Origin of the sequence: Microbacterium sp. (assembly GCF_043427715.1) — a bacterium.
Classification (GTDB): Bacteria; Actinomycetota; Actinomycetes; order Actinomycetales; family Microbacteriaceae; genus Microbacterium.
This window is the reverse complement of record NZ_JBHWTD010000061.1, coordinates 1-17,660: the sequence shown is the minus strand read 5'-3', so window position 1 is coordinate 17,660 and position 17,660 is coordinate 1. Positions and strand designations below refer to the sequence as shown.

Below are 17,660 nucleotides of genomic sequence, written 5' to 3'. Positions count from 1 at the left end.
GTCGCGCCGGGCGTGGACTCGTACAGATCCACCGCCCGCTGCCGGAACTCGTCCGTGTAGTTCTTCCTAGCCATCCCTTGGATTCTCGCTTCCCCAGCGCCGTGCTGGAATCAGCGTGTCCAAGATCAGGGGTCAAGCGCCACACCTTGCTCGCGCAGTGAGAGACACCGGCCGACAGCCCTCCTTAACTCTGACGGCCGCCCAGAGCCATAACTCCGAGTATGCAACTTCTGGGCGGGCCGATACGACCAGACTCGTACTCGATGCCCCATAGTTTGCGCATGAGCACCGCCCCCGAGTGGCGATGGGACTGGTCGTCAGATGGTATCTTCCTTCGGAAACGCTTCAGTCTGAGAACGCGTCGGAGAAGTAGCCCAGCTTCGGGTCGTCCAGAGTGCCGATTACGAGACCTCGATCGAGGAATCGATTGAACTCCTCACAGCTGGTCTCGGGGAGGAGCCCACAGGCGTGACACGCCGCAAGGTTGCAGGAGTCCGGTCCCTGCCCCTTCTCGCCTGCATCCATACACACCGGATCAGTCGAGCACCAGTGAGCGTCCGCCAGTGCAGAGGCAAAAACTTGCCGCAGGTTGTCCGGGCGTGCCATGCGAACAAGTCCGCCCATCGTCCCTTCTGAGTCGCCCGCCGCTGTGTAGATCAGTACGCCGGCCATGTTCCGATCGGCCGAGTCAGAGACGTAGAGACGCTCCCGGAGCGAAGCCGAGCTGTAGCCGCAGGCGAAGATGAACTCGTTGATCAAGAGATGCGACAGCGTATGCAGCAGCACGAACCTTGGGCTAATCGTCCGCCCCTGCAACCCGCGCTGGCTTGCCACTGATCCGTAGTGATCGGTGATCCGCTGGGCGCGTGCCTGAACCTCCGCACGCCCCTCCCAGGCTGCAAGGCGTGTCCCATCGAGTTCGAAGTAGATTCCTTCACCCTTGACCACATAGGCCGGCAGCCAATCCTGTGCAGGGGTCAAGCTGGCACGCCTGAGCATCGCCTTCCCCTCCGTCAGCTTCAGCTCGCCGTCGCGAACTCGCGTAAACCCCCGCAACGCGCGCGTCTCCCGAAGCACATCGATCGACCTCACGCGAGAGAGGTGGCTTGCTAGATCAGCGTGAAGACCGGGGTCGGATGCCGCGAGGAAGTCATCTTTCGGTGTCTCGCGAATCTTCACGTATTCCGGATGCCGCCAGATGTCGTCGCTCGTCAGGCTCTCCGCGTCGACCGGAGTCTCGACTGGCTCCTCCCCGCTGCTCTCGCCGATGCCGAACTGATCTTGGTATGCCGCCAGTAACTCGTCGTCCGAAATGGGAGCGAAGAGTTCGGGCGGGACGTTTCGCTCCAGCAGCTTCCGTAGCTGCCCGCCCGACACCTCATCAAGACTCAACTGAAACACGTTGTTGAAGGTCGTGCTGACAGCAGGGTGTCGGAGCAGCTGATGGACCTCCTCGCTGACGGCTCCCTCACGTCGAGGGAGATAGATCGAGGACTCCACCTTGGGGAAGTAGACGTTTCCAGCAGCGCGCAGGGCGCCTCGAATCGGTTGATCGCAAACACCGTCAAGCTGCGCTAACCAGGGCCGAGCCCCACCGCAGAGATAGGGCTGTTCGGGCGAAACGAGCTGATCGCTGAGATTGGTGTGCTCCTCGCCGTTCTTGTCGAATCGGGCCTCGGTGACCCCTCGAAGCGAGCGCTCCTGCTTGCAGGTATCGCAGGTTACGACCTGCCCTTCGAGCCCGCCGCCTCCGCGTGATACGAGGCGCAAGGTGCCCGTACATGATGGGTTGGCCGATCGATGCACCCACTTGTCAAAGGGAAAGTCATCCAGGTGTCCTCGGGCGCAGATCGCCACGAACGGAACCTGCGACATCTTCGGCTTGTACTTCTTGTCGGCATGCTCCTTGTCCTGGCACTCAACGAGCGTCTTCATCGTGAGCTTGCTGAGTTCCAGACGCTTGCAATAGATGCAGAACGACCATCGGGGGAAGCGCAACACGGGCACGGTAAGTCGGACGTTTCGCAAGTCGCTGCCCTGGCCTGACGGCCTGTAGTCCGGTGGCAGTCGGAACTCGGAGACTTTGAGGCGAGACTCAAGCCGCCAGTCGTGTTCCTGGTACTCCTCCATCGCGAGAGCGCTTTGGTCGACGACCTCGTACCAGTGATCAAGACCAGCAGTGATCACTGAGGTCCCATTCACAAGCACGCTCATGGCCCCCACGCCGAATGGAGTCACTAGCTGCGCTCGGCGCATTGCTCCAGTGCTCATGCTGGCTCCTCCGCGGCCGTGTCCTCGAACAGGTACGCCTGACTGATCTCCAGGCGGCATTCGGCATCGACGTTCCGCATGCTTGTCGGCACATCCCAGATCGTCGCGCGCCTATCGAGATCAGGGAGGGTTCCCGCGAACCGCATGAGCCCCTGCAGCGGATCACCAGTACGGGGGTTGGCGTCCCACTCGGTACGCTCCCAACCACCCCACTGACGGGCGCGATCACGCGCAAAACGATCGAGGACCGGGAGCTCGTCGGGTTCCGCGATTTCTGCTCGCTCACGCAGCAGGCGAATGGCCTCGTCGTAGGCAGTCGAAGGGAACGGGTCGGGTCCGAGTGTCTCGGGAGCGGTCTGCCGAACATAGGCGACCGCGGCAGCGTGAAGCGCTCTGCGAAGGACCGGCATGGCAAATGGAGTGACGGAAGTAGGCTCCACCTGCGCGTAAAGCTGTTGATGGTAGGTGCGGAAACGCTCGTAGTGGCTGCGGTCACGCGGCTTCGCGGCCCCGTAGATGGTGATGACCAGTCCAGGGCTGACTTCCTGCTTCCGGCCGACCCGACCGCTCACCTGGATGTACTGCGCCGTGGTCTTCGGTTGCCCGACGATCGTCATCAGCGCGAGCCGATCGATGTCCACACCTACCTCGATGATGTTCGAGGCGAGACAGATATCGATAGCCTCTTGTCGCTCCTTCCCAGGGGCGTACCTCACCTGGAGCTGTTCGATCGCTTTTGGAATCTCGTCTGACCGCCGCCTCGATGTGAGTTCCATCTGTCGGTGAGGCCACCGTGGCACGATCCCGTCCCGTCGGCGGAGCCCGGTGAGATAGTCGGGAATGTCAGCCTGGAGGAGCGAGACGGTATTCCCGAGTTCCCGGAGCGAGTTGAGGAAGTTGAGGTTGGTCCAGTAGCCGTCCCGGTCCTCTTCCGGGATGTCCACCGCGGCCTGGAGGGTTGCGGCGGCGACGCGGACCTGGACCGTCTGTGTCGAGCCGAGCGATGCGCTCATCACACCGATGTAGCGCCGCCCTGGTTCCGGGGTTCCGTCGGCCGAAGTCGCGGGTTCAGCGAAGAAGGATCGCCCCTCCTCAAGACCGTGCGGCGGAAAGAGCGCGACGGTCTCCCTGCCGAAAAGCCCCTTGATCTGGTCCTCATATCGTCTGACCGTCGCCGTGGAGGCAATGATCTTGGGGAGCACAGGACTCGCGCCGCGGCGATCGGTACAGAGTTCGTCGATCACGGGCTCGTAGATTCCGACCATTGAGCCGAGCGGGCCGGAGATCAAGTGCAGCTCGTCCTGAATGATCAAGCTGGGCGGAGACACCTTTCGCGCGCCACTCCCGTCAAGCCCGAAGAGATTCCTCGCCCTGGGGCGCCACGCCATCATCGCGAACTTGTCGACAGTCCCGATGACAATCGAGGGCCGAGCTTCATAGATATCGTCATCGACAACATGGACCGGCAGACCAGCGCGGCGTGAATACTTGCACTCGCCGTCAATGCAGCGGAGCACGACCCTGCCCGCTGCTTCCTCGTACCCGATCGGTTCCTGTCCACCGCCCTTCTTAGGCTGCGGGCCCATCTGTGCACCGCACCAGGGACACCTCAGCAGAAGGAAAAGGTTCTGCTCGTGAGGTCGTCTACGCAGAGCCCGCAAGTTGTCAAGTGCTTGCTTCCACGTATTCGGCGTTGAGCTGCCACCCAGCCAAATCCCAATTCCAAAGGGAGCAGCACCGAGGGTGTCAGAGTTCTGCTCCCGAATGTCTTCGAGCACGCAGACCAGCGATGCAGCACGGAGGAACTGCTGCGCCGTGAGGAGACGCAGGGTGTATCGCATGAGCGTGTCTGTTCCGGCGTCCTCGGGGTTACGGAGCCGCCGGGAGAGCAAACTGACGGCGGCCGCGCCAAGGTACGCCTCTGTCTTGCCACCACCAGTGGGGAAGAAGATCAGATCGACGTCGCTGCGAGTCTGGCGTTCTGGCTCTACGAGTTCGGGCAGCACTGCAAGTAGGAACGCGATCTGGAATGGACGCCAGTATCCCCGGCCAGTCGGCACGGTGAGTGCGGGGTGCGCTCCCTCGACTCTCCAGCGACCATCGCCGCTCTGCTTGGCCTCGCGCAGCTCGAATCCGGATCGGACCTGCTGGAGCAGCATCGCCTCGTTTGCCCAGCGAAACGCTCGCGCAGCTCGATCGTTCGCTGCCACGAGGCTCCAGCCTGTTCGCATCCGCGTCAGCGCCGCTCGTGCTCGACGCATGTGCTCACTCGCGGCGTCCTGATAGCGCGGAAGCAACTCGGGGATCTCGGCCTCCCGCCGGTCGATCCACTTCTCGTACTGACTGAGGACAAGCTCCACTTGGGCGGCGCCGTCCTCGCTACCGCTTGCCAGGGCCGCCATACTGACAGCCACCGGCTGCCGCTTGCCATCGGCATCGAAGGCAGGATTCCCGTTGTCGTCAGACAGGTACACGTTCGGTGAGAGGCTGACGACCTCATATGCAGGCAGAGCCGCGGCCTGCACGAACGGCACAACTCCATCGGCGTTGACTGCCCCCCATTCGGCTGCACAGCCATGCCCGATCGCATAGGTGCGCTGGTTCCGGTAGAGGAGGTCAAGTGATCGCTCCTCCTCGTCCCGGTCGGGCAGCTCGACCTCCGGATAGGGGACGATGTCAGCGTCGCCGACAGTCGACACCTTGAAGCCAACCTGAAAGACCGCCGCAGACGGGCCGGAACCAGGGGCATCGTTGACGACTGCGAGGGTCACGATCCTGAGAGCCGGGTCGTCAGCCCCGGGGACCGGACGACTGAACACTCGCACCGCAAGAGGGACAACGCCTTCGCCGCTCAGGAGCACGACGTCGATAACTTTGAGCCGATTCGTCTCCCGCAGAACCGTACGACCCGAGATCGTGCCGACCGCCTCGAAGGGGCGTCTGACCCACCAATCGACTGGTTTGGCGACACCTGGGATGTGCACGGTCAGCTTCTCGTATCTCGCGCCGACTACCTCAACTGTGAGGGTTCCCGAGTCAGCCATGCGAGTCTCAAACGAGACGGCCATCGCCGACGGCTTGAACGTGTTGGCATCCGTGAGATCGAAGTCATCCGAGTCAGCGACATCGTGACGGACGTGGCCCTGAATCTCGACAGGCGGCCCAATCTGGTCGTCTTCGGAGAGCGCGATACCGGTGATTCCGTCGAGGGCGTCGGAAACCTCCTCGACGGCGCTTTCCACCGGCGAGCCGCCGACGGTGGCGCCCGCGAATAAGACTCCGACGCCGTAGCGCTTGAGCGGGGTGCCGCTCGTGAGAATCTCCTGGCCGCTGTCCGCATCGTGGAACTGGCCCCGGGATGCCTCCGTCGTCTCGAAATGCACGACTCCAGCGTTAATCGTCAGCGGCTGCCCCCGCACGGGATCACCGTCGAGAGGCCCGAAGAGCTCGCGCCGTAGGGCCGCCTCAACGGTCTCACGGGCTTCGATTCCGCTCATGCCTCTCCTCCAACCAGTCGCCGTAGCGTCTTCGTTTCTACCAGGGCGGTCAGGCGATCCGTCGCGCGTGTCAGCCCGACGTAGACGAGGGCATCGAAGTGCGGCCCACCGGAGTCATCAAGGTCAGTGACGATGACGGCCGGCGCGTCCAGTCCCTTGAACGAGTGGATGGTGCCGTAGCGGAGCCGCCCCTTGATCGGCTTCGAACCGTCTGCGGGACTCAGCACTTGACGAAGCCAGGGCTCAGATGTGCTCGCAGCGACAGAACTATCGCCAAGCGGGCTGAGCACGACGATCTCTGTCAGATCGAAGCCTTCGTCACGCAGATCGCCTACGACCTTCCGCAATATGGCGGCCTGGTCCTCGCCGCGGACGTACTTGATGATCGTCGGATCGATACCGTCGTCGGTTCGGCGGAACTCTCTGAACCCCGGCGTCAAGTGACCGAGGAGATTCACCTGATATCCGATGCGGGGCAGGTTCCGACAGTTCTCGGACAGCCGGAACGACGCCAGATGCGGCGATCGGGCGCGAAGTACCTCGCGTGCCCCCTCGCTGCCATAGATCGCCTGGCGTTCAAAGTCACCGAACATGAGAACGCGACCGTCGCGCAGCCCGCCCTTGACGAGCAGATCGAGCAAGTCGAGGTAGGTGCCAGTCGCGATGTCCTGAATCTCATCGACGATGAGGAAGTCCCCGACCTCCTCCGCACTCCGCTCAGCAAGGCCCTCAAGGGCCTTCTCGGGCAGCACTCGCTCCCAGAAGTCGCTATCGGCGTCTGCCGGCGGGCCGCTCATGCCGGCGAGTCGCAACATCTCCTGGTGCAATGTGCCCACGCGGAGCCCCACGACATCCATGAGCTTCTCGCGGAGACTACGCCCAAGTAGGCGGTTGAAACACAGAAGTCGACCTGCTCGCCCCTGAGCGACCTCCCGCTGAGCCGACTCAGCGGCGAGGAAGGTCTTGCCTGTGCCGGCGGGGCCTGTGAACAAGACGCCTCTGTTGTCGGCGGCTGAGTCCAGTGCGCGGTACTGCTCCTCGACGAACTGTGCGAGCTGACCCTCTCGCGCTTGTCGGCGGTCCCCAGCAGTCATCACAACCTCGAACCGCGGACGAAGCGTAGCCACGATCCGTTCAGTGGTGGCCCGGTCCGGGCCATATCCACCAAACCCGAAGTACTTGATCATCGAGGCGAGGTGCTGCGCTCCCTCTCTCATGACTCGTTCAACCGCTTGAGCTGTGGTCGGGAGGTCGCTCGAATCAAGCACCTGCCACGAGTGCCACTCAGGTGAGTCGGGCAGCGTCGCTCGCGCACGCACTCCCGTGAACCACACCGCGTGCAGGACCGGGACGTCCCGCAGCTCGACCCGTTTGCTCCGGAGGTAGCCCCGGATGCTGTGCATCGCCTCCTGCGCCTGCTGAAAAGGTCCTCGCACGGTCGGAGGGTCCTGACCGAGGCGCCAGGTGCCATCGGAGCTACGCGCGACCGACAGGTGCGACTTCACCTCTACCACCAGCAGGCCAGCGTCGGGCGCGACGACGACGAAGTCCGCCTCTCCTTCGACCTGTCGCTCATGCTGCGCGATCCCAAGTGAGTGCAGCACAGTCCAGTGTTCAGTCCCAGCTGCGTCCCGCAGTGCCACAAAGACGGCCTTCTCGCCTGGAGGCGCGGACTCGGTGCAGTAGGCCGGGATCATTCGAGCCATTGAGCACCCTCGTCGGCAAAGGGCACGCGAGCGTCGTAGCGGGCGACCAGTTCCGTAAATGGCGCGATCGCAAGGACGCGGGTGACGAACATGCCCCGAAAGCCTGGCTCAGCAATGTCGAGAGTCATATGACCGACGCGCTCGAGCTCGTGAAGGTCCGCGGCATCCGCCGCTGCTTCCAGCCGGTCACGCAGCTCCCGGGTGGCTCGATGCACCTCATGTCTTAGCAATGAGGCGTGCCCGAAGTGCGGCTGGATCGGTAGCCCCAGCCATCCGAGGAGCCGCTCGAAATCGCCATCACTCTGCGGACGGATAACGTGCGGCGATGCCCAGGCGCGAACCTGGCCGGCCGCGCGAACACCGAGTGCACGCAAGGCGCGTTCGGAGTCGCGGATGCCTCTCGCCCTAAGTTGCTCAATCAGTGCAGACTTCCAGGACGCCTGCGACTCCTGGGTTGCTGACGCGCGAGGGCCGATTCGCGTATATGCTCGCGCATGGAGGGACTCCCGCTCAGCCTCACCTTCACGCAGAAGCAGGTACGTGCCCGGAGCGACCGCGGACACCTCCGAATAGCCGACGCGCTCGCCAGGCGGCTGTGTCGGATCAAGCGCACGGATGCGCTCACCATCGTCATCAAGCCAGATTGCGCGATTCCCCGAAAGAAGAATCTTGCGCGCTTCCACCTCGTCCGCGTGCGGCGCACGGTCCTCACTCACCCGGCTCCCCCAGACCGGCTGCGGAAGGAGGTCCTCCTCCTGGATCGGCTCGGTCTCCGACATCGCAGGCTCCGGCGGCGCAGGCAGCGCATCGCCGACCTCGACGATGCGCGCGGCGACCTGGATACCGCCTTCGGCGTACTGTGCGATCGCCGACCTTGGGACGTTTCGATCGCCGAACCACGCCGGAAGGATAAACGTCACTTCCAGCGTGCGGGGCGCAGTGACCGCCGTCGGTTTGAAGAATCGCGGGGGACCCACGAAGTAGGCGATGTCCTCGGAAACATCGGCGCGCTCAAGATCGCCGAGCGTGAGAACTCGTGCCCCAAGCGAGCCGAGCCATTCGCCCAGGGCTTCTCGCGATCGACTGCTCGCAGTCACGACAATTGCCGAGTCCACTCCGACCTCAGTCAGCGACTCAAGCAGTACGGCGCCTACGAGTGGGTCGCGGGTGCAGAGTGCCGCCGCGGCGTCAGCGATCTCTCGCAGGAGCGCATCTTCGTCGACGGCTCCGATCAGCTGCCGAGCCTGACGACCCACCTCGCCCGCAGCAGCCGTGAGCTGAGCATTGCGCTCTATCGGCATCGGGTCGGTGATGAGGCGCCAGCGCAGTGCTTTCGCGGCACCGGCAAGATGATCCCAGACGCCGGGCCCATCCCGCTGGATCAGTCGGAAAAGGCCGCGGGTGGCCGAATCGAACCTTGCACCGAGTTCGTCCCGAACAGCAATGATCTCGACGCCATGCCGCACCAGCGAAGCCGAGGCTGTATATCGCTGATCGAGTCCGATGATCCGCGACGTCATAGTGCCACCGTGAATCCGAGTGCCTCGACACCGGCAGGAGGAGCCCAACCGAGCTGTGTCGACAGCGCAATCGGCTCTCCGCGCGAGTTTCTGAGCTGCACGACCTGTTCCGCTGCACTCTCGTCAGCAACGGATCGATCGAAGACGCACACGACGATCGGGCTTAGGACGTCATTGAGATATCTGATCGCACCTTGGCCGTCCAGAATCGTGAGGGATACGTCATCCGAAAGCGGAAGCTGGTCAGCAAGGCCCGAAGACGAGTAGATGCGCGAGAACCAAGTTGCCGATTTCTCGGTCCTCGGCAGAAGCAGGGTAGCCAGCGAGTCGCCATCGGGATCATCACCCCGGGCAAGAACAGCTTCGAGGTCGTCGCTGATCCAGCTTTTCGTGCCCACGATTGCGAGGTCCGCCGCAGGAGCGACAAGACGCCGCGCCCAGTTTCGGTCAACACCTGTCATCCGACCGATGCTCCCGATGCGCGGTCGCGGCATCCGCTCGGCCGGGTCGCCCTCGGCAGTGGCCGCGACTGCTTCCAGCATGTCGACGACCCACTGCCCTGCGAGTGTGACATCAACGCGCAGCTTGTCTCGCACGACCTTCTCGGACAACCCCTGGAACCTACCTGAAATCACGTGGTTCGCGTTGACGGCACGATAGTTGCCCTGCGGCAGTGCCGCGCGCAGAACCGTCAACGGATCAGTCGCCACCTGAGTGGGCGGCCTTCCGAGAGTCCAACCGGAACCAATGAGCGCCGCTGCATACTCGCGACTCGGAACCGAGATTGCAATGATCAGCTGTCGACCTCTGAAATCATCAACCTTCCGCGCAAGCCGCGTTCCCAACGCGAGGATGGGACCAATCCAAGACGAGCAAACCGAGGCGGAGTCAGGGTTTTCAGCAAGACTGAGGAGCACGTTCGGCCCAGGCCGACTCTCCGCCTTACTCATCGTTTCCTCCCCCCTCCACTGTAGGGATGACGGCCGACATTGGACGCAGGCAGCGGCTGAGCTGACTACGCTGTGACCGTCTGGGTAGCGCTCGCCGACGTGGTTAGCGCAGTCGAGGTGGCCGCCGCGAGCGAACGAGCCACGGGCGGTGGCACAGCGTTCGAGACCTGCTCCACCTGCTGTGAGAGAGTGCCTTCGAGGACGAATGACCTCGGGAAGCCCTGCAGGAGCATCGCCTCATAGATGCTGAGCCGACGCGCTCCGTCCGGATGAACATGAATCTCGCGATGTCCGTAGGCGACCGTGGGACTTGGCTTGTCCCACGACAGGCGTCGGAAGCTCCTAGTGGGCGCGGGCGCAGCGGTCTCGCCCTTGAATCTCTTGGACCGCGGAGTCATCGTCCAATGGTTCGGATGTGTCGGGATGTCGTCCGCTGAGAGGCTTCGCGAGAAGAAAACTGGCTGAGGCAGGTGACCAATTGCGCCGCGCACGGTCAAGTCGACTCCCTCGCGGGAGATTGTCTTCGGCTTGAAGGCGCTAGCGGCTGCCTCGTTCTTGAATCCTGAAATGATCACACGGTTCCGTGTCTGGGGCACGCCGTAGTCGAGGGCCGAGTGGTCGGCGACACCCGCCGTGAGTTCCAACTCTTTGAGGCGAGCCAGGATCCCACGGAATGTCACCGAGTGCTTCGCATCGCGGATGCCCATGACGTTCTCGAAGAGCACGAACTGCACGTCGTAGCGTGTTTGCAGCGCCTGAACGATCTCAAGGTAGAAGGTTGGCATTTGATTTCGGGGGTCATCAGCGCGAGAGTTCGAGTTCGCGCGTGAGAATCCCTGACACGGGGGCCCGCCGATGATTCCGATGGCCTCGCCATCCGTCAGCGCCTTCGCGATCTCATCCAAGACGGCGAGGCTGCCGGACGCCTCGTTCCGGATCGTGATGTCCGCCGCAACTGACATGGTCGCTGGGAAGTTGCGCTTATGCGTCTGCACCGCGGCCACCATCCGATCGACAGCAAAGGCGATTTCGTAGCCCTCCAGATGGAAGCCAAGATCAAGTCCTCCTGCACCCGAGAAGAGGCTCACGATGCGGGGCAAGACCATCGGGCGCTCCTTCGGCTACGCAGGCACCCGACTGGGCCTTTCCGGCCTAGCGTACCGGCATCGCCGACTCAGATCAGACCGCTGTCGGCGTGTCGTGAGGCTCCTTCTGCTTGTGTCGGCTATTGCTTCCTCGCCCCCTACCAGAGCGCGCCGGAATGGTCCGGATGGGGCAGCTTAACGCGAACAGACGGAACGGGGCTGTTCGGACTGTCCGGTGGAAGCCAGGGCGCTAGCGGCAGGAAAGCTGTGGTGAATTTCGATTCCTGCGCGCTTCCCTACTCGACCAGTCGGACACTCCGAGGAGCACCTCCGATCAGTTCCCCGATTCACCTTCCGCATGAAGACCTCGTCGGGCCCTCTCCCCGGCCGCCGCCTCAAGGGGCCCTCGAAGGGATCGGGTCACGTACCTGTCTTGTGTGACGGTGTCGATGCGTGTGCTCAGTGCGGGGGAGGGGTATCGGTATCTCCTCAAGAGCATCGCGGCCGGTGACACCGGGCGGGACCTTGCGACGTCACTGACCCGCTATTACGCGGAGGCGGGAACCCCGCCGGGATTCTGGCTTGGTACTGGTTTGACCGGTCTCGAGGATGCGGCCGTCGCGGACGGTGAGGTGGTGACGGAGGCCCAGCTTCGTCATCTGCTGGGACGGGGTGAGCATCCGACGACGGGTGAGCAGCTCGGGCGGGCGTACTTCGCGTTCAAGCCGTTGCGGGAGCGGGTGAAGATCCGCACTGGCAGGTTGTCCGAGGATCTGAACGCTGAGAAGCGGGAAGCCGCGGTGGAGAACATCGTCCGTGAGGAGAAGGAACGCAAGCGCCCGCGCACCGTCGCCGGGTATGACTACACCTTCTCCGTCCCGAAATCGGTCTCCGTACTCTGGGCCGTTGCAGACGGCGGCACACAGGCACTGATCGGACAGGCCCATCACGCGGCAATCCGGGAAGTCATCGATCTGATCGAGCGTGACGTCGCGGCGAGCAGGACAGGCACGAACGGTGTCGCGCAGGTCGACGTGCGGGGCGCGGTGGCGACCGCGTTCGATCACTTCGATTCCCGCGCGGGCGACCCTCAGCTGCACACGCATGTCGTGATCGCGAACCGGGTGCAGGCAGCGGACGGGAAGTGGCGGACGCTGGATGGCCGGCCCATGCACGCGGCCGTGGTCGCGTTGTCTGAGCACTACAACGCGGTGCTCGCCGACCACCTCACCCGTGTCCTCGGGCTGGGGTGGGAAGCTCGCGATCGCGGCCGGGACCGCAACCCCTCGTGGGAGATCACCGGGGTGGGCGACGCGTTGATCGATGAGTTCTCGTCCCGGTCGGCCGCGATCGACACGGAGAAGAACCGGCTCATCGACGAGTACGTCACGCGTCACGGGAAGTACCCGTCAGAGACGACGATCATCCGGTTGCGCCAGCAGGCGACCCTCGCCACCCGTCCCGCGAAAGAAGTCCGCTCCCTCGCTGACCTGACCGAGGAATGGCGTGGACGGGCGACCCACGTGCTGGACGAGGAATGCACCACGTGGGCGACGCATCTTCTCGAATCCGGCACCGCCCGGGGAACCCTGCGCGCAGATGATCTTCCGCTGGACCAGGCCACCGCGATCGGTGAAGTCGTCGTCGCGCAAGTCGGGGTGAAGCGGTCGACGTGGCGGCGCTGGAATCTGCATGCCGAGGCATCCCGGCAGACGATGGGACTGCGCTTCGCGTCCACCACCGACCGGGAAACGATCATCGGCATGATCGTCGACGCCGCCGAGACTGCGTCGCTGCGGCTGACCCCGCCTGAGCTCGTCGTCCCGCCAGCGGAGTTCACTCGTCCGGACGGGTCGAGCATGTTCCGTCCGAAGCATCACACGGTCTTCTCCTCGACCCGCATCCTGGAAGCCGAAGACACCCTCCTCGCACTCTCACAGGCCACGAACGCCCCCGCCGTGCCGCTGCGCACCGTAAGCGCAGTCGTCTCCCGGCGAGACGCCCGAGGCATCCGGCTGTCGGTGGAGCAGCAGGCCGCGGTGGAGAAGATCGCCGTCTCCGGGCGGAGCATCGACGTGCTCGTCGGCCCTGCCGGAACCGGGAAGACCACGACCCTCGGAGCGCTGCGCCGCGCATGGGAGAAGAAGCACGGCGCCGGCACCGTCATCGGACTTGCCCCCTCGGCCGCTGCGGCGGAAGTGCTTGCAGAGGACCTGGGCATCGAAACCGACAACACTGCGAAGTGGCTTCATGAACATGACCACGGCCGATGGGACCTGCAGCCCGGCCAGCTGGTCATCATTGACGAGTCCTCCCTCGCTGGCACCCTCGCCCTGGAACGCATCGCCACCCACGCCGCCGAGGCCGGCGCGAAGGTCGTCCTCGTCGGGGACTGGGCGCAGCTGACCGCGGTCGATGCCGGTGGGGCATTCGGGTTGCTCGTCCGGGACCGCGGTGATGCCCCCGAGCTGGCCGACGTGCGCCGATTCCACGCCGAGTGGGAGAAGACGGCGTCCCTGCACCTCCGCCTGGGCCGGACCGACGTGATCGACACCTACGACGATCAGGGTCGGATCGTCGTAGGTGACTTTGAAGACATCCTCGACGCCGCCTACCGGTCCTGGTACATGGACATCGCCGACGGCAAGAGCAGCCTCCTGATCGCGGAGACCAACGAGACCGTCACCGAGCTGAACGGCCGCGCCCGCGACGACCGCATCCTCGACGGCCACGTCTCACCCGACGGCATCCGTCTGCGAGACGGCACCCGCGCCGGGACAGGAGACATCATCATCACCAGGAAGAACGACCGGCGCCTGACCACCGGCGGAGGGGCGTGGGTGAAGAACGGCGACCGGTGGCGCGTCGCCGAACACCACGACGACGGTTCCCTCACCATCGCACGTGCCGACGCCCGCCACGCCACCACCGTCGTGCTCCCCGCTGGCTACGTGGCAGACAACGTCGACCTCGGATATGCGGTCACTGCCCACCGCGCACAGGGCGCAACCGTGGACACTGCGCACGCGATCGTGCACTCGTCTTCAATGACGCGGGAGAACTTCTACGTCGCGATGACCCGCGGCCGGGCGTCCAACACCGCCTACGTCGCCATCGACCAGGCCCACCTTGAAGAACACCAGCTCCCCGACACCGAGCCCACCGCCCACTCGATCCTCTACGGGGTCTTGCAGCATGAAGGGGCGGAGAGGTCCGCGCACGAGACGATCGAGGCCGAGCAGCAAGCCTGGTCCTCGATCGCGCACCTCGCCGATCAGTACGAGACCGTCGCGCAGGAAGCCCAGGCGGAGCACATCACGGAACTGTTTGCGCGAGCGGGCCTTGACCACGGCCTCGTCGACGAGCTGACAGAGTCGGAAACGTTCGGGTCCATCGTCGCCACGCTGCGCCGGGCAGAGGCCGCCGGGCACCGACCGGAACGGCTGATCGACCGCGCACTGAAGGCCGGGCCGCTCACTGACGCCGATGACCCGGCGAGCCTGCTGCGCCACCGCGTGCAGCAACTCGCCACGCGCACCAGCCCCGGACGCGGGCGCGGCACCCGGCGACGGTTCATCGCCGGGTTCATCCCCGAAGCATCCGGCAGCATGCCCGAGGACATGACCCGCGCGCTGACCGAACTACGATCGCTCATCGAACAGCGCGCCCAAGCCCTCGCGGACGACGCCCTCACGGAGAAGCCTCCCTGGCTGAAGGCGCTCGGCCCCGAACCTCGTCCCGATTCAGCTGCGAGAGAGCCGTGGGGGACGGTATTGCGCATGGTCGTCGCCTATCGGGAACGCTACGGGATCACCGACCACACCCCGCTCGGGGCGAAACCGGATGCCACGCAGCAGCGCCTCGATCACGAACGCATCGACGGCTTCCTTACCAGCCTCCGCCGCCGTGGCACGCCTCCGGCCACGCCCGAGGTCACGCGAGAGGGAATCGGACGGTGAGCGTTCCGTCAGGACGTGGCGTCGTAGGCGGCGACGATGGCCGCCGAGACACGTCCCCGATCGCTCACCGTGTATCCGTGATCCCGTGCCCATTCCCGGATCGCCCCCAAGTTCCGAGCCTGCGCGACAGAAGATGCCGGGCGCCCGGCTGGGCGACGCCCCGTCAGGCGTGCGGCCGTCAGGTACGGGGTGAGCACCTGCCGAAGTTCATCCGCGTGTGCCGTCGACAGGTCGATCTCATACGTGCGGCCATCCAGCCCGAAGGTGATGCTCTCACCGGTCCCGTCGAGCTCGGCGCCATCAAGGTCATCAACGAGCTGAACACCATTTTGCGTGCCATGCGTTGATCGTGACACACCACAAGGGCGTCGCATCTCTGCGACGCCCCGGCACCTCACCCCAGTGGGTTCCTATCCATATGCGGTCATCTGCCCAGTGGCTCCGGGCGGGCGTCGATGCTGTGACCAGTCACCCCGGCGGTGACCGTCGGCGACGCTGGGCCCAGCTGCCGGGCACGCTCCGATGGTGTCGCCGCCTCGGCCGCGCCAGCGATACTGCGGGTCAAGCCCACGTGTCCCAGCGAGTGATTCCACGACAGGTGATATGCGCCGCTGCGGAACTCCCTATCCCACGTCCCGACCGGTGGCGCCTTGTAGACGTGACCGTTCGCGGCTGCAGCCTGCTCCGTCTCATCTCCAAAGTCCCACTGCGCCAAATGCGCGATCGCTGCCTCCGGACCGCGCTCTTCAAGAACCGAGAGCGCGGCGTCCGCGTCCTCGCCCTGCAAAAACACCACCGACGCCCACGGCCCTTCCTGCTCACCGAACCGCCCGGTGAACACCTCCGGCTCTTCGAGCTCGAACGACGCCATCGCCAGCTCGTCCTCATTCAGATACGCCTGCTCATAGACCCACTCCGGGTAGGCGTCATCCGGCGGGCACATGCCCGAGCGGTATCTCTCGCCTGCCTTAGAGAGGAACCCCGCCAGCACCCCGACCATTCGCGACGCCGACACATCCATCCCGACACCCGCATACAGATCCGTACCTCGATAGACATGCTCGCCGGCACGCACCTCGTACAAGAACTGCATCCGACTCCCGCCGGCCTCCTCGGGCGCGCGGCCTGTCTTCTCGACCCGCAGCGACATGCCGCCGACCACCGTCGATGCCTTACGATCCAACTCCGAAGCCATGACCAGTCCTCGCATCTATCTATCCGCTCACTTGCGTAAAGAGGTACGAGACGACCACCCCACGCAGGGCTGACGACTCCTCTCACGCTCGTGGCCGGGTCAACCTCGCTGAACCGGACGGTGCCACGGTAGAATTGGGGCATGACGGTGGCTGAGGTGATCCAAGCCGCGATGGCGCTCACGCCCGAGGAGCGATCGCGGGTCGCCGACGTCCTCTACGACGCCGACGCCCCCGACCAGGCGGTCATCGACGCAGCCTGGGCATCCGTCGCTTCACGCAGGGCTGACGAACTCGAGAACGGCACGGTCACGATGCTCTCTCGCGAGGAAGCGAACGCCTACCTCGACGCCCGCGCTGCCGAGAGAAGCGTTTGACGCTCCGCGTCGGGTTTCACCCCGATGCCGTGCGTGAGCTGGACGACGCGATCCAGTGGTACGACCAGGGTGGACAGCACCGCGGCGCGAGGTTCCGCACCGACGTCGACCGGGTCATCGATCGTCTCCTCGAATGGCCGGAGTCAGCCGAGACCATCCTCGACACGCCGGCTGGCCGTGTCTTTCGCCATGCCAAGGTTCCTCACTCGCACTACCGCCTCGTCTACTACCTCACCGACGAGGCCCTGAAGATCGTCGCCATTGCCCACGAACGGCGCATGCCGCTGTACTGGAGCGGAAGAGACTGACACGCCGACGGCGACCGCAACTACCCTGAAAGCATGGCGACGATCTTCCTCACCGTGCGGGTCGCGCTCGATGACGTGGATGAGGCGCTCCGCGTTGCGAGCGGCCTCGGATACGAGGCGCGTCCGATCGGCGGCAGGCGCCGCAGCACTCTCGTGCTGGTCGAGACGATGACCATCGACGACGCAACGGACGAAGGCGCCGCCGAACAGCGGGTGCGTCACCGTGTCGCTACGGCGTTGACAGAACACGGCCTCCAATACGACCTGATCGGTAGCGGGACGGACGCATCGAGCATTACGAAGTCGCTCTTCACGATCAGGCCCATCGGCGCCACCGACGAGACCGACTCGCTCGAGATCCGCGCCGACAACCGAGCCGAGTTCGAGCAGCGCCTGGCCGCCGTGCGTTCGCTGTTCAGCGGGGAATCGTGGCCGAGTCAGGACCTCGTCGGATACGAGGTCACCGTCGATGGCCTCGCCGCCGGTGATCCCGACGTGCAGCACCTGCCCTTCCTCCCGAAACGGCGATAGATCCGCGACGGGCACGTGCAGACGCCAGCTGGGACGAGTACAATTTGTACTGTGTCACGACCCGTTTCGGCGAGTGCAACAAGCCTTTTGGTACGAGTGGCACGCAGGTGGCACGGCCGGTCTGCGGAGACGCAGAGACCGCGAGATCACGTGCTTCCCGACGAGAACTGGGACTTCTCATCCACGCACAGCACGACCGCCTTCTCCGGCGGGTTCAGGTACAGCCCGACCACGTCGCGGACCTTGGCCTCCAGCTCCGGGTC

Annotated in this window: 12 protein-coding genes and 1 pseudogene; 4 read left to right on the top strand and 9 right to left on the bottom strand. The window is 64.6% G+C overall.

What is annotated here, in order from left to right; genetic code table 11:
* Positions 1-345 precede the first annotated feature (345 nt).
* The 6 genes from drmB to ACHFGS_RS06145 form a co-directional block, all read right to left on the bottom strand.
* Positions 346-2,271, bottom strand: a complete 1,926-nt coding sequence (gene drmB, locus ACHFGS_RS06170; RefSeq protein WP_074040856.1) for a DUF1998 domain-containing protein — start codon at positions 2,269-2,271, stop codon at positions 346-348.
* Complete coding sequence (locus tag ACHFGS_RS06165; RefSeq protein ID WP_074040855.1) at positions 2,268-5,768, bottom strand: helicase-related protein; 3,501 nt, start codon at positions 5,766-5,768, stop codon at positions 2,268-2,270. Before ACHFGS_RS06165 ends, drmB begins: the two co-directional genes overlap by 4 nt.
* Positions 5,765-7,474 (bottom strand): nuclease-related domain-containing DEAD/DEAH box helicase, encoded by a 1,710-nt coding sequence (locus tag ACHFGS_RS06160; RefSeq protein ID WP_239279600.1) that lies wholly within the window; start codon positions 7,472-7,474, stop codon positions 5,765-5,767. The genes ACHFGS_RS06165 and ACHFGS_RS06160 overlap by 4 nt, the downstream gene beginning before the upstream one ends.
* Positions 7,462-8,994 (bottom strand): hypothetical protein, encoded by a 1,533-nt coding sequence (locus ACHFGS_RS06155; RefSeq protein ID WP_074040853.1) that lies wholly within the window; start codon positions 8,992-8,994, stop codon positions 7,462-7,464. The genes ACHFGS_RS06160 and ACHFGS_RS06155 overlap by 13 nt, the downstream gene beginning before the upstream one ends.
* A complete protein-coding gene (locus ACHFGS_RS06150; protein ID WP_235006245.1) occupies positions 8,991-9,689 on the bottom strand; it encodes a hypothetical protein in 699 nt (232 codons plus the stop codon). Before ACHFGS_RS06150 ends, ACHFGS_RS06155 begins: the two co-directional genes overlap by 4 nt.
* Before the next feature lie 320 nt (positions 9,690-10,009).
* Positions 10,010-11,050 carry a DNA cytosine methyltransferase gene (locus tag ACHFGS_RS06145; protein WP_074040852.1) on the bottom strand — a complete coding sequence of 347 codons (1,041 nt, stop codon included), beginning with the start codon at positions 11,048-11,050 and terminating at the stop codon, positions 10,010-10,012.
* A gap of 428 nt (positions 11,051-11,478) precedes the next feature.
* Here ACHFGS_RS06145 and mobF point away from each other — a divergent pair, with 428 nt between their 5' ends.
* Positions 11,479-14,988 (top strand): MobF family relaxase, encoded by a 3,510-nt coding sequence (mobF, locus tag ACHFGS_RS06140; protein WP_394289283.1) that lies wholly within the window; start codon positions 11,479-11,481, stop codon positions 14,986-14,988.
* A gap of 8 nt (positions 14,989-14,996) precedes the next feature.
* Here the strand turns inward: mobF and ACHFGS_RS06135 are convergent, their stop codons facing one another.
* Both ACHFGS_RS06135 and ACHFGS_RS06130 read right to left on the bottom strand, forming a co-directional pair.
* Positions 14,997-15,362, bottom strand: coding sequence for an Lsr2 family protein (locus ACHFGS_RS06135; protein ID WP_074040887.1), 366 nt, complete (start codon positions 15,360-15,362; stop codon positions 14,997-14,999).
* 50 nt (positions 15,363-15,412) lie between these two features.
* Positions 15,413-16,183, bottom strand: a complete 771-nt coding sequence (locus ACHFGS_RS06130) for a hypothetical protein (protein ID WP_074040850.1) — start codon at positions 16,181-16,183, stop codon at positions 15,413-15,415.
* Between the two features lie 141 nt (positions 16,184-16,324).
* On the opposite strand from ACHFGS_RS06130, the gene ACHFGS_RS06125 reads away from it, so the two are divergent.
* Genes ACHFGS_RS06125 through ACHFGS_RS06115 form a run of 3 tightly spaced genes read left to right on the top strand, consistent with a single transcriptional unit; the run spans position 16,325 to position 17,397 of the window.
* On the top strand, positions 16,325-16,558 hold the full coding sequence (locus ACHFGS_RS06125) for an addiction module protein (protein ID WP_083603968.1): 234 nt from the start codon (positions 16,325-16,327) through the stop codon (positions 16,556-16,558).
* Positions 16,555-16,866, top strand: coding sequence for a type II toxin-antitoxin system RelE/ParE family toxin (locus tag ACHFGS_RS06120; protein ID WP_074040848.1), 312 nt, complete (start codon positions 16,555-16,557; stop codon positions 16,864-16,866). Before ACHFGS_RS06125 ends, ACHFGS_RS06120 begins: the two co-directional genes overlap by 4 nt.
* A gap of 33 nt (positions 16,867-16,899) precedes the next feature.
* A complete protein-coding gene (locus ACHFGS_RS06115) occupies positions 16,900-17,397 on the top strand; it encodes a hypothetical protein (protein WP_074040847.1) in 498 nt (165 codons plus the stop codon).
* Positions 17,398-17,555: 158 nt separating this feature from the next.
* On the opposite strand, the pseudogene ACHFGS_RS06110 reads toward ACHFGS_RS06115, so the two are convergent.
* Positions 17,556-17,660 (bottom strand): annotated as a pseudogene (locus tag ACHFGS_RS06110) (IS630 family transposase); the annotation flags it as partial.

Coding starts and splice junctions, on each gene's coding strand:
- drmB (WP_074040856.1), bottom strand. CDS start 2,271: ATGAGCACTGGAGCAATGCGCCGAGCGCAGCTAGTGACTCCATTCGGC.
- ACHFGS_RS06165 (WP_074040855.1), bottom strand. CDS start 5,768: ATGAGCGGAATCGAAGCCCGTGAGACCGTTGAGGCGGCCCTACGGCGC.
- ACHFGS_RS06160 (WP_239279600.1), bottom strand. CDS start 7,474: ATGGCTCGAATGATCCCGGCCTACTGCACCGAGTCCGCGCCTCCAGGC.
- ACHFGS_RS06155 (WP_074040853.1), bottom strand. CDS start 8,994: ATGACGTCGCGGATCATCGGACTCGATCAGCGATATACAGCCTCGGCT.
- ACHFGS_RS06145 (WP_074040852.1), bottom strand. CDS start 11,050: ATGGTCTTGCCCCGCATCGTGAGCCTCTTCTCGGGTGCAGGAGGACTT.
- mobF (WP_394289283.1), top strand. CDS start 11,479: ATGCGTGTGCTCAGTGCGGGGGAGGGGTATCGGTATCTCCTCAAGAGC.
- ACHFGS_RS06135 (WP_074040887.1), bottom strand. CDS start 15,362: ATGCGACGCCCTTGTGGTGTGTCACGATCAACGCATGGCACGCAAAAT.
- ACHFGS_RS06130 (WP_074040850.1), bottom strand. CDS start 16,183: ATGGCTTCGGAGTTGGATCGTAAGGCATCGACGGTGGTCGGCGGCATG.
- ACHFGS_RS06125 (WP_083603968.1), top strand. CDS start 16,325: ATGACGGTGGCTGAGGTGATCCAAGCCGCGATGGCGCTCACGCCCGAG.
- ACHFGS_RS06115 (WP_074040847.1), top strand. CDS start 16,900: ATGGCGACGATCTTCCTCACCGTGCGGGTCGCGCTCGATGACGTGGAT.